Source organism: Maribacter algarum (ex Zhang et al. 2020) (genome assembly GCF_005885635.1).
Classification (GTDB): Bacteria; Bacteroidota; Bacteroidia; order Flavobacteriales; family Flavobacteriaceae; genus Maribacter_C; species Maribacter_C algarum.
Genome location: NZ_VATY01000001.1, coordinates 624,461 through 637,256, shown reverse-complemented (window position 1 = coordinate 637,256; position 12,796 = coordinate 624,461). Strand labels below are relative to the sequence as shown.

Sequence of the window (12,796 nt, the reverse complement as noted above, 5' to 3'; positions counted from 1 at the left end):
AACTTAATATTGTTAATTTGACCTTCAATGGATAGCATATTTGATACTGTATTAGGATTGATTCTAGGTGCAATTGCCACCTATTGGATTTACACTTTTTTCAAGAAAAAGCAAAGCAAGGAGGTTACCTTGCATCAGTCAACCGTGCTTTTAGAAAAGATCCGTAGTGTTAGCAAATTAGTTTCGGTTGAGGGAGAATTTGCTGAAATCTATAAGTATGAGAATACGAAAGAGCGGTTTCTAAGTTTGGTTTCAAGCAAGAAAAAAGCGTTGATTGTTATTAATGCAAAGGCTCAAATCGGATATGATTTAAAAAAGGTGGAGATAAATTCCGACGTCGATAATAAGCGCATTATACTAACCAATTTTCCGAAACCCGAAATTCTATCCATAGAACCAGAACTAGAGTTTTATGATATCAAAAACGGAATGTTCAATTCTTTTTCCCCAGATGATTTAACGACTTTGAACAATGAAGCCAAAAAACATATTCGAGATAAAATCCCAGAAAGTGGATTAATGGAAACAGCTCGTAAAGAGGCACTTCAGGCCGTTTTGCTAATAGAATCAATTGTGGCCACAATTGGTTGGCAATTGGACTACTCGGCTTTGGAAATCGGAGATAAAGAGAAAAAGAAACTTTTAAAAAAATAATAGACCATTCATGAAGAAAACAATCTGCACATTATTATTTTTAACCCTTACAATGACCGCATTTGGTCAAACCGACAATACTATGAATGAATTTGATTCCAATTTTGCACATACCGTATATTTCTGGTTAGCGAATCCTGATAATGCTGAAGATTGCAAAGCATTTGAGACTTCCTTGCAGAAGTTCCTGGACAATTCCGCCTATGCCAAAACCAAATTTATCGGTAAGCCACCAAGAGCTAGTCGTGATGTTGTAGATGGCTCTTTTACCTATTCATTGATTGTGACTTTTGAATCGGCTGAGGCACAACAAAACTACCAAGATGAAGCTCCCCATAAACTCTTTATTGAGGAATCGAGTAAATTATGGACAAAGGTTATTGTCTATGATTCTAAGGGAGTAAACTGATTCGTTAAATGAACATCGAAGAATTCAGAAACTATTGCATTTCAAAAAAAGGAGTTACCGAAAGTTTTCCTTTTGATGAGCACACCTTGGTTTTTAAAGTCATGGGCAAAATGTATGCCTTATGTGGATTGGAAAGGGTACCAACACAAGTGAATTTGAAGTGCGACCCTGAAAGGGCGATAGCGCTTCGTGAGGAATATGATGGCGTAATTATTCCCGGGTATCATATGCACAAAGCACAGTGGAATACCCTAATGATTGAGCAGTTGCCTCCCAAATTGATTCTTGAATTAATTGATCATTCGTATGAATTGGTAGTCGCCAAATTCACCAAAAAATTGAAAGCTGAATTCGACACTTTAGAATAGAATAATGAGAACTAAGCTAGAAACGATTGTTCAAAATCTCAAAGATTCTTTTGATGGAAAACCTTGGTATGGCATTCCGGTTATGGAAAAGTTGAATGCAGTGCCTTGGCAAACTGTGAATGACAAAGTGTATGGTGAAAAATCTATTGCAGTTTTGGTTCAACATATTATCAACTGGCGGATTTTCGTTTTGAAAAAGTTAGAGGGCGATGAAGTGTATAATATCCGCATCGACGGAGAAAATGACTGGGATGAAATCCGCATTAGTAACAAGGAAGAATGGGATACCTTAAAAAATACACTTCAGAAGACCCAAGATGATTTGCTGCATCAATTGTCGAAAGAAACAGACCAAGTATTAGAGAAACAAGTACCCGGAAAAGAATATACTTTTGGACCGATTCTTACAAGTATAGCCCAACATGATATCTACCACTTGGGCCAAATTGCAATGCTAAATTCAGCGAAGCAGAGCTAGGTCAGAATACATATCTTTGCTTGATAGAAATCGTAGAACCCCAATGCAGGATTTAGCTTCCTTTTATAAAAATCAAATCAAAAAACATACAGAAACCTTGTCGAAGGTTAGGCAACAATTAGCTGCTTCAAGCACGATTCGCCTTCTGGTTTTTATAGTAATCTTCATCGCCATTTATCTGCTGTTTGGTAAAACAAAATTGGTTTTAGGCGTAGCTTTGGTAGGAATTATCGCTTTTCTATTTTTGGTTTCTAGACATACCGATTTGCAATACAAACGAGATAAAATACAAGCACTCAAAGTAATTAATGAGACAGAAGTCAAGGTGTTAAACCGAGATTTTCATCACCTTCCAGCCGGAAATGTGTTCAAAGATTCCAACCATTACTTCAGTCAAGATATTGATCTTTTCGGGAGAGGTTCTTTTTATCAATACAGCAATCGGACTGCTTTGCGGCAAGGAAGTGAAACCCTCGCTGGATTGTTTGTTGAGAATTCCATAGAAGACATTTCTCAGAAACAGGAAGCTATACAGGAGCTGGCTTCTATGCCCGAGTGGCGACAAGAGTTCTCTGCCGTAGCTTCTTTGACAAAAACCCAAACTACAACAACTGCAATACAAGGATGGTTGGAGAATTATACACCTTTTGTACCGTCGGTCATGAAATATCTTCCTTTGGTATTTTCCATTCTTTCGATAGTTTCTTTTGCGCTGTACTTCTTGGACTATATTCCAGAATCCGTTTTGGTTCTGCTATTGGTCATAGGTTTTGGTATTTCGGGGGTTTTTACGAAAAAGATAACAAAACTTGGGACTGAAAGTTCCAGGGCCCAATCCACTTTTGAGCAGTACAATAAGTTATTGCTGATTATTGAACATACGGATTTCAAATCTGCTTTTCTAAAGGATAAAAAACAACAGATTATCCGTGAAGGAAAGAAGACTTCTACTATTTTAAAAGAGTTTTCAAAACTCCTAGGAAATCTTGACCAAAACAATAATATCTTCTATCTCATCTTTGGAAACGGTTACTTTTTAAGAGGTTTAGCGACCAGCTATAAAATTGAACAGTGGATTGCCAAACATGGGCATTCTTCCAAAGAATGGTTTGAAGTGATTGCATTTTTTGATGCCTATATCAGTCTGGGAACATTTGCCTTCAATCATCCGAATTATGCGTTTCCTATTTTATCGGATGACTCTATCGTTTTGAAATCTAAGGATGCCGGACATCCGCTATTAGACCCTGAGAAGAGTGTTATGAATGATTTCCAGATTGACAATGAGCAATTCTTTATCATTACCGGAGCGAATATGGCCGGAAAAAGTACTTTTTTACGTACCGTTTCTTTGCAGCTAGTAATGGCCAATGTGGGACTTCCCGTTTGTGCTTGTGAAACAAAATACAACCCCATAAAATTAATTACCAGCATGCGAACCACTGATTCGCTAACGGATGATGAATCCTACTTTTTTTCGGAATTAAAACGATTAAAGTTTATCGTTGATGAAATTCAGACCGACCGATTTTTCATTGTATTGGATGAAATTTTAAAGGGAACCAATAGTACCGACAAGGCTAAAGGGTCGCGAAAGTTTGTTGAAAAATTGGTAGGTTCTAAATCCACGGGAATTATTGCAACCCATGATTTAAGTCTATGTGAAGTAGCCAAGGAATTACCACAAATAAAAAACCATTATTTCGATGCTGAAATTATTGATAACGAGCTGCATTTTGATTACAAGTTCAAAGAAGGTATCTGCCAGAATATGAATGCTTCTTTCTTACTGAAGAAGATGCAAATTGTGGAGTAAACTAGAACCCTAATTTCAAAAGGGGCATATTAATTATGTTAAATTTGCTATAATTCATGAACTTAATTTTTAGAACATGAAATGCAACCATTAACCATCCCCCAATGGATTCACTAACACAAATCGTTCTTGGCGCCGCCGTCGGTGAAGCGGTTTTAGGTAAAAAAGTAGGTAATAAAGCTATGCTTTACGGAGCAATCGCTGGTACTATTCCTGATTTAGATGTTTTGACCCGATATTTTGTGGATACGGTTACTGCAACAGAATGGCATCGGGGTTTTAGTCATTCCATTTTCTTTTCTATTTTGTTCGCGCCAATTTTCGGATGGCTGATTTGGAAAATCAATAAAAAGTCAAAAGCGACTTTTAAAGATTGGTCATGGCTTATGTTTTGGGGTTTGTTTACACATCCTATCTTAGATGCTTTCACTACTTGGGGGACGCAACTTTTTTGGCCTTTCAAAATGCGATTGGCCTTCCAAAACATATTCGTCATTGACCCATTGTATACCCTTCCTTTCTTGATTTTTTTGATTTTGGCAATGCGGCAAAAGCGGACTTCCCCTAGGCGAAGAATATATAATCGATGGGGACTCTTTTTAAGCAGCACATATCTGCTCATTTCCCTGCTTTTAAAAGGATTCGCCTATAAGCATTTTGCAGATGGACTTACCGCTCAAGGAATTGTATATGAAGAGATGGATGTTCGCCCCGCACCTTTTACTACACTATTGTGGACGGCGAATGTTGATACCCAAGATGCCTATTTGATTGGGAATTATTCATTCTTTGATGCAAAACCCATAACATTTTCATCTTATTCGAAGAATCATGAATTATTAGGGAGTTTAGCAACAAATGATAAAGTTGCTCGTCTTATTGACATAACCGAAGGATGGTTCACAGTTTCTCAGCAAGATGAGAAATTGCTTTTCAGTGATCTCCGATTCGGTTTGCTTAGTTTAAAACCAGATGAAACCAAGTTTGCATTCACATACGAAATAGAGAATACCGAGAACGGACTTCAGGTTACAGAGGCACCTAAAACTCCATCAGATGCGGAGGGGCTACTGGAGAGTCTATGGAATCGAATTTTAGGTATCTGAGTTAACGCGTTAAACCACCTAATTAGACTATGAGGATTTTAATTTTTGGAGCAGGAATTCTGGGTACCTTGCTTTTTGTTGTAGCCAGTATTTTAGGTGGAGCTCAAATCGAAGGTTACAGCTTGGTAAGTCAATTTATAAGTGAAAGTTATGCTAGTGGGCTACCAAATACCGAATACTTACGGTATATGTATGTTACTAGCGGTGTTTTATTGGCGCTATTTGGGTTCTTGGTTCCGTCCAAAATGCCAAAAGCCGTAGGAATTAAAATCGGATTCTTTCTATTCGCAATTTTTTATGGATTTGGAACGGTGACAACGGGATTTTTTCCCTGTGATATCGGTTGTAACCCCGACCCTGAAAAGGCGAGTCTTTCCCAGTTCATTCATAATACAGCAGGTTTTTTGACTTACGCGATGGTTCCATTCTGTTTGTTGGGTATCGGATTTTCATCAAGAAAGATAATGGACTCGACAAATTTTCCAAGAGTCTCAATAATTTGCGCTATTCTGGCTTTTAGTTTTGTTGTACTTTTATTTGGAGACCCAACGGGTCCATTTATTGGGCTATTCCAAAGAATTATAGAAGGCAGTGTCTTGTTTTGGGTTGTATACACTGCATTTTATATCCAGAGAACAAATAACAAATAGATTTATGAAGAGTTTTATTATCCTTTTATTAGTAGGCATCTGCCTTGGTTGCGGAGAGAAGATAAAAGAAGCCAATTTGACCAATTATCAACAGTGGCACACAATTACACTACCCTTTGAAGGGCCTGATACAAAAGAAGATGCTGCGGAGAACCCATTTTTAAACTATCGTTTGATCGTTGAGTTCAAGCACATGGAAACCCAACAAAGTATTAGAGGGTTTTATGCGGCAGATGGCCAGGCTTCGGAAACAAGTGCTGATTCTGGGAATGTTTGGCAAGTGCGTTTTACTCCTGATCGAATGGGCAAATGGACCTATACAGCGCAATTGCAACAGGGAGAAGGCATTGCTTTAAAAGGAGATGATTTTGAAGGTGTTTCCATAGATATTACAAATGCTTCTGGTGAGTTCATGGTAATCCCTTCGGATAAACAAGGAGCGGATTTTAGAACTCATGGTCGTTTGGTGAATGACAAGGGATACTTTCGCTTTAAAGATTCTGGAAAATACTGGATGAAAGGTGGTGCGGATAGTCCGGAGAACTTATTGGCTTATGAAGATTTTGATGGTACCTACCGTATGCAAAGCTCCAATGAAGATGGCGAGGCCAAAACCAATGATACCATCCATAGTTATAGACCCCATCTAAAAGATTGGAAAAATGGAGACCCGACATGGAAGGATGGGAAGGGAAAGGGTCTTATTGGAGCGTTGAATTATTTGTCTTCCAAGGGAATGAACGTTGCCTACTTTTTGACCATGAATATAAAAGGTGATGGTAAAGACGTTTGGCCCTATGCTAGTCCTGATAATTTTACGCGGTTTGATGTTAGCAAATTGGAGCAGTGGGAAATTGTTTTCCAGCACATGCAATCCAAGGGAATATTATTGCACATGGTTTTACAGGAAACCGAAAATGAGACCATGCTTGATGATGGTGATACGGGGCCAATGCGACAATTATACTTGCGGGAAATGGTTGCCCGCTTCGGACATCATTTAGGGATGAATTTTAACCTTGGTGAAGAAAACGGATATGCCGAATTTACACCTATATCTCAAAACGATGCGCAGCGAAGGGCGATGACCGACTTTATAACTGAAATAGACCCTTACAATCATCCCATTCTGTTGCATACGCACTCCCATGAACCATACAGAGGATATATACTGGATTCCATAGTAGGGTTTAAGAACCTCGATGGACTTTCATTGCAAGTAGATAAGCGCGAAGGAGCGGGAGAAGTGATGGAAACTTGGAAGACCAAAGCACGAGAATCTGGTCATGAATGGATGATTACCATGGATGAGATTGGAATGTGGCATACAGGTGCACAATCGGATTCTATTACACCAAATCATGATACCTTACGGAGTAATGTGCTATGGGGAACACTTTTATCTGGTGGAGCAGGAGTGGAATGGTACTTTGGGGCGAGAAATCGGTATAATGATTTGAATACAGAAGATTGGCGAACCAGAGACCGTCTGTGGGAGTTAACCGGTTATGCTTTGGACTTTTTTCAAGACAATCTGCCCTATTGGGAAATGAAGGCGAACCATAAACGCATTAACTCAAATGATGCCTATTGTCTTGAAAAACCAGGGGAGGTTTATGCAATTTATCTCACCGATTCAAAAGAGCATACAATTGATTTAACTGCTGCCGAGGGTACATTTCAAATACAATGGTTTAATCCGTTAACAGGTGGGGAAATGCATCTGGGTACCGTAAGCTCCATTGAAGGCGAAGGTATTCGATCATTGGGCAGGTCATCTTCAAAAGACAATCAAGATTGGGTTGTGCTACTAAAGCGTACACAAACCGCAAAATAGCCCTAATTTTTACCTCAAACATCCAATTTTCTTTTGATGCCCTACAACTACATGCGTTTCACAACAAAAGTTAATTAGAAAGTAGGAATAATCTTACTTTTGATTTTTGTAATTAGTGCAAAGCAACTTTTGATTGATATGAAGGAGGCCCCAAATCTTTCCTATTTAGAGGAGATTGCTGGTCAAGACAATGATTTTGAGCAGAGATTTATCAAACTTTTTAAAGAAGAATTTCTTTGGGAAGTGGGCATGTATTTGCGCTATATTCAGAAAAATGAACCTCGATCTGCCGCGGAGATTGTCACCAAATCAAAATATAAGTTTTCGATTCTTGGGCTGGAAAATTCTTATGATTTTGCCAACACACATGAAGAGAACTTACAGCAAGGTGACACTAGTATGCATTATGGCTTTCAAAAAATCTTAAAAAAAGTAAATCTATTTCTATCTGAAGTTTGAAATGTATTCCCAAATCTTTCACTCATAAAAACCCTAATCATGATTAAAAACCTACTTAGTAATTCCCAGATGCATGTTAAAAAAATAATCGAAAATTTAAAGAAAATACTAAAACCAAGTTTTCTAAACACATTAGATAAATCATTCAATTTGTCCTTTAGAAATGGAAATAGTAGTTTGGAAGAAGTTCCGAACCTATCTTATATAAAAGAACTTTCTAATGCTGATATTGATTTTCAGAATAAATTTTTAAGAACTTTTATGGAAGAATTTACATCAGAACTTAAAGCATATCAGTTTTGTATCGACATGGGAGCCCCAAGAGCTGCTGCTGGTAAAGTCGCCAAACTAAAAGATAAACTCAATATTTTGGGTATGAAAAATGCTTTTCGATTTGCAGAACGGCATCAAAGAAAACTTCAAAAAGGAAACAAAAGCTCGGACGGCCAGTTTAAAAAAATTCTTGCTAAAGGAAATCGATTTCTAGCAAATCAATTACAAGTATACGAGCTTATAAACTAAGCGGTTCAAAGTTCAAATATTCAGAAAACTACTTAATCTACAGGCTCTTTACCTGGAGGTCATGAAACGCATCTGCTTGTAATTTTAGAAGTTCTTCGGCTTTTAGTTTCTTATACGCATGGACCGCTTCCTCTTCTTTGATTTCAGTATAGATTTTTTCATTCAATGCGGTATCGGTTGCTAAAACCTGTGCTCTCTGCCGAACCTTTTGGGTTACCCATGTCCTTAGGGCACTTTCTTGATCTTCCAGTTTTAAGTCGTATTCCCCCTTAGGCGCTAAGAGTTTAGCAATTATAGGAGAGGTTTCAATAGCTAGAAATAGGAGGAATATAAAGAAAGAAGGCGGCCAAGGTAGTTTTTCTAAAGCGTTGACGCGTGCCATCAGTCCATCGAAACCATCTATGATAGGTTGTGAATTTTTGACCACATCTGCGTATTCGGTGTTTAAAGCTGCTATCTGAGTTTCTATTCCATTGATTTTGGCAGCATTTGTTTCTTTAAGTTGATTTAATTCTGCTAAGGCAGCATCATGCTTTTCCCTTTTTTCAGCATAAACGGGACCTTTACCTAATAGCTTGGTGCCTGCTGTTCCTTCCGCTTCTGAGATATAGGTATTGTAGAGTGCGTTCGTCTCTGCTTCTTGAGCCGCGATTTCTCCCTTTAAGGCAACAATGTCTTGATTTAGTTTCTCTACAGCGGGAGTATATTGGAGCGCCAATTGATCTTTGTTGGCCAAAGTCATTTCGTTTTTTTCCTCCAATAAAACTTGATTAATTTCCTTTTCAAAAATCTTCATTTCCAAAGGTTTGGAGATAACGATTGCGATTATGACTGCTAGTATGATTCTTGGAGTTGCTTGTATAAATTCACTGCTAAAACTGTCTCTCTTTTTTATGGTGGAAACGATAAAGCGATCGAGATTGAAAATCAGTAACCCCCAAATCAATCCGAAGAAAATAGAGGCGGCTAGATTATCGAAAACGGTGTATAAGGCGTAGCTACTGGCAATAAAAGCCATTACAGCAGTAAAAAATACAGTTGCGCCGATACCAGCATATTTGTTTTGTTCGCCTTCTGAACAAGTCTTTAAAATAGAGGAATCTGCTCCTGAGCAGAGAATAAAGAAGTTTTGAAGCATGATGAAAGAATTGATTGATGAATAATCTTATCTCTTAAGATATATAAGAGTAACTGATATATTTCAGTTATTAGTATATGTTATAATCGTTTTGTTACAAAAAAAAGCCCTCTAAATGAGGGCTTTAACATTGTCTTGTTACTTGCATAGCAAGAAAACTTGCTCACGCTTGGTCCCAAAAATATACCTTGGGCTTCCCCTTTTTAGGACGAATTGTATTTACACGTTCAATACGATTGTTTTTGGTAAGCCATAACGCTTTCTCAACTGTAATGGGCTTGTCATTATAAAAGAAAAGAGCATCTTTTTTAATCATTTCTGTTAAGTCAATTACCGAGTTAGGATTATAGTTTCTATTCGGATCTTGAGAGAATGATGAATTTAAATCAGTGAGCAGTAGTGCATAGCTTCCGTCTGTGAATTCTTTACTTGTCAATTGAATGGATCTGTTGGAAGACAATAGTCGATTGGCTTTCTCAGAAGATATTTGTTTATTATCAAAAAAGAATTTTGGATTATTTTCAGATTTCTTGTTTAAAACCTTTCCGGTTTTATCAATTTGTTCTCCATTAGAATTAAAATATGAAGTTATTCCATCCTTTTTGCTGTAGAAGCCTTCATCGCCATTTATCTCTATGTTTCCTGTTTCAATAGATGTGGGCTTAGCAGACCTATCAAGGTAAATGGGTTCTTTAGAAATTCTTACTGTGGGTTTTTTAGAATTTCCCCCAGTGCTTTGAATATTAAGATCTTTGTTCTTTTTTAAAAGCTCAATGGCTTTGTCAGAATTTACCTTTTTGCCTTCATAGTAAAAAGTAGCACCCTTTTTAGCCATTTCAATGACATGGTCCAATGGTGATTGTGGTTCAGGCGGAGTCGGAGGAGGAGGGATATTACCAACCTCACCTTTTAAAACTCTAGGAGCATTCCCCGGCGGTGGAGGGGGAATATTACTTACTTCTCCCTTTAATACCCCTGGAACTTTTGGCGCAGGCGGTGGCTCTGGAAAATCAGGAAAAGGTTCTGCATCTGCTTTTTGCTTGTCTGACATCAAACCATATATGTATTCCAAACGATCAACATCTTGCTTTTTGATTTGGATGCTCTTACTTTCGGCAAGCATGGTATTGTATTTTTTTGCTAATAGGTTGTATTCGGCTATTTGGTTAGGAGTAGCAGAATCTTTTTCCTGCAACAGCCTATATTCAGAATCAATTATTTTAAAAGGTGTATTACCTTTACCCTTAACTACTTCTTGATTGGGTGAGACGATGCGATAAAAACCATAATCTTTAAGAGAATTAAAGATATGCCAGACTTCGTTTTTAGAAATCTCACTTGAGCTACTAACATGAATATTCATAATATCATTTCGTATTTCAGGAGTGATGTCTTGATGTAAGGTATTCACAGTTGTTGTTAACTGATTCTTATTAATTTTGATGCCATCAACCAAATAATTTCCATCTTTTAAAATTCTTATTTCTATACTTCTTGCAGTATGGTCTTCAGATGAAGGTTTTAATTCATTTTCAATGGGATAAATACTGGCATCACTGTACTTTGAAACTATTTTAAATACTTCATCAATTACTTCTTTTGGTGAATCAAATTCAATAAAAATATTTGATCTTACATTTTTCTGCTTTTGTTCATTAGATAAATGTGAATTGATCTTAGACAAAAAACTATCTAGGTCATTAAACTCGACAAGTTCATCTTGAACTAAAAGTTGCCCTTTTTTATTGATGTTTACATATAGTAATTCTGCTTCCTGTTGAAAAGTTAGTTTGTTTGTTTGTAGTCGAACCGTAGAAGATGTATAAGGAATTTTCTTTTGATAATCATCTTCCTTCATGATATATTCCTCAGTTCTAACTTCTACTTTCTTAGCTCTAGTTTTTCTAGCTTCTATGTTGAGTTGTTCTACAAATTCTGAACGAAGAATTCCAGTTGAGTAAAAATGTACCTCCAATTCATTTAGCTCGTCTTCGGGATTAAAATTATCTTCAATAACTTCTGCTAAATTTTCTAAAGCTATCAGTTTATCTTCAAACCATATTTCATTTTCATTCCTAATATCAAACCATATAGTTCCGTGAGCGTCATATATTTCTTTTCGTAGTGCTCTTGATTCTTCAATTGTTTTTCCATGAAATATACTTGGATTAATCTCGCCGTTATTAACAATAGCCGCTGTTTGCTGACTGACATGTTCTACATTTCTTAATCCAGCGCGTTTTATTTCTAATTCAACCTCAGAAATTTCATGGACGCTATTTTCATCATAAAAGATATAAGCCGTTATAAATGTATTTCGCTCACCATTCGTTAAATCGGAGTACAATTGTTCTACTTCGAACGACATATCTGAAAGAGAAATAGGTCTATTCTCATATATTATTTCTCCATCCTCATTAATTTCCACTATGAAATCTTTTATAATAAAATTGGCGCTTGGAGTTGTTATATAGTCAATATCTTTTTGACTGAATCCGTAAATCAAAATGGAAAGAAGCGGCAATAACAAAAGGCTTCTTAATAATACTGCTTTTTTCGATGTTTGTGTTTTCATGATTGTAAATCGTTTTTTGATTGATGAATAATTGATGGCATTGGCCAAGGGTTGATACTTCTTTTCGCTATCGGGTGATAAGTACGATAGCAAGGTGTTTTTATAGGTAGTCGCGTCGATGTTCTTTTGTAATACTGCCTGATCCGCCAAGAACTCGTGATTTAGTTTTATGGCTTTTTTGGCCATGTATATGAAAGGGTTGACCCAAAAAATGACTTGGAGTAGTTCAACAAAAACAACATCCCAACTGTGTTTTTGTTGTGCATGGGTTTCTTCGTGGAGGAGCACTTCCTTCGGGATTTGTTTTGACTCAAATTTGGTCTTATTCAGAAAAATATAGCTAAAGAATGTATGAGGCGTTATTTTTTCCTGGAGCAATACTTGCGTAAATCGGTTTAATTTATGCTTCGGATTTCTGCGAATTCTCCTAAAAATTTGAAATAGATTTCGAATGAATTTTAATCCGAAGAAAAATAATCCCATGAAATACACTCCCCATAGAATTGGCTCTATGTCTAAAACATCTGCCTCTAAGGCTGGCGGGACATTAATAACTTCTTTCGATACCAGAGCAGTTTTTGGAACTGCATAGGTCATTTCGGCAGGAGGTTCTACTTCAACATATTCCGTAAAGACCAAAGCAGGAACTAGCAAGGAAAACACCAGGGCTACAAGCAGATAAAAACGCTTGAACTTATGTACGCTCTCTTTTTCTAAAAACAGCTTGTAGAATACAAATAAAATGGCCAGACAGGCTGCGGATTTTAAGATATAGACTAACATA

At 37.0% G+C, this 12,796-nt stretch carries 12 protein-coding genes; 10 read left to right on the top strand and 2 right to left on the bottom strand.

Translation table 11 applies throughout. The annotated features are described in order from the left end of the window. Positions 1–27 precede the first annotated feature (27 nt). From FEE95_RS02760 to FEE95_RS02715, 10 genes are all read left to right on the top strand, one after another. Positions 28–654, top strand: coding sequence for a DUF4230 domain-containing protein (locus FEE95_RS02760; protein WP_138656301.1), 627 nt, complete (start codon positions 28–30; stop codon positions 652–654). Positions 655–664: 10 nt separating this feature from the next. Further along, on the top strand, positions 665–1,063 hold the full coding sequence (locus tag FEE95_RS02755) for a Dabb family protein (RefSeq protein WP_138656300.1): 399 nt from the start codon (positions 665–667) through the stop codon (positions 1,061–1,063). An 8-nt stretch (positions 1,064–1,071) separates the two neighbouring features. Next, complete coding sequence (locus FEE95_RS02750; RefSeq protein ID WP_138656299.1) at positions 1,072–1,431, top strand: MmcQ/YjbR family DNA-binding protein; 360 nt, start codon at positions 1,072–1,074, stop codon at positions 1,429–1,431. A 4-nt stretch (positions 1,432–1,435) separates the two neighbouring features. Beyond that, positions 1,436–1,909, top strand: coding sequence for a DinB family protein (locus tag FEE95_RS02745; protein WP_138656298.1), 474 nt, complete (start codon positions 1,436–1,438; stop codon positions 1,907–1,909). A 43-nt stretch (positions 1,910–1,952) separates the two neighbouring features. Beyond that, complete coding sequence (locus FEE95_RS02740; RefSeq protein WP_138656297.1) at positions 1,953–3,725, top strand: MutS-related protein; 1,773 nt, start codon at positions 1,953–1,955, stop codon at positions 3,723–3,725. Positions 3,726–3,829: 104 nt separating this feature from the next. Beyond that, positions 3,830–4,831: a metal-dependent hydrolase gene (locus FEE95_RS02735; RefSeq protein WP_138656296.1), complete on the top strand. Its 1,002-nt coding sequence runs from the start codon at positions 3,830–3,832 to the stop codon at positions 4,829–4,831. A gap of 29 nt (positions 4,832–4,860) precedes the next feature. Continuing rightward, the gene (locus FEE95_RS02730) at positions 4,861–5,481 is read left to right on the top strand and encodes a DUF998 domain-containing protein (protein ID WP_138656295.1); all 621 of its coding nucleotides are present in this window, start codon (positions 4,861–4,863) and stop codon (positions 5,479–5,481) included. A 4-nt stretch (positions 5,482–5,485) separates the two neighbouring features. Continuing rightward, positions 5,486–7,318 carry a DUF5060 domain-containing protein gene (locus FEE95_RS02725; protein ID WP_138656294.1) on the top strand — a complete coding sequence of 611 codons (1,833 nt, stop codon included), beginning with the start codon at positions 5,486–5,488 and terminating at the stop codon, positions 7,316–7,318. 138 nt (positions 7,319–7,456) lie between these two features. Next, complete coding sequence (locus tag FEE95_RS02720; RefSeq protein WP_138656293.1) at positions 7,457–7,777, top strand: Hpt domain-containing protein; 321 nt, start codon at positions 7,457–7,459, stop codon at positions 7,775–7,777. Between the two features lie 39 nt (positions 7,778–7,816). Further along, positions 7,817–8,299 carry a hypothetical protein gene (locus FEE95_RS02715; protein ID WP_138656292.1) on the top strand — a complete coding sequence of 161 codons (483 nt, stop codon included), beginning with the start codon at positions 7,817–7,819 and terminating at the stop codon, positions 8,297–8,299. A 37-nt stretch (positions 8,300–8,336) separates the two neighbouring features. Here the strand turns inward: FEE95_RS02715 and FEE95_RS02710 are convergent, their stop codons facing one another. Both FEE95_RS02710 and FEE95_RS02705 read right to left on the bottom strand, forming a co-directional pair. Continuing rightward, a complete protein-coding gene (locus FEE95_RS02710) occupies positions 8,337–9,437 on the bottom strand; it encodes a DUF4407 domain-containing protein (protein ID WP_138656291.1) in 1,101 nt (366 codons plus the stop codon). A gap of 163 nt (positions 9,438–9,600) precedes the next feature. Further along, positions 9,601–12,795, bottom strand: coding sequence for a M56 family metallopeptidase (locus FEE95_RS02705; RefSeq protein WP_138656290.1), 3,195 nt, complete (start codon positions 12,793–12,795; stop codon positions 9,601–9,603). Between the last annotated feature and the right edge of the window lies 1 nt (position 12,796).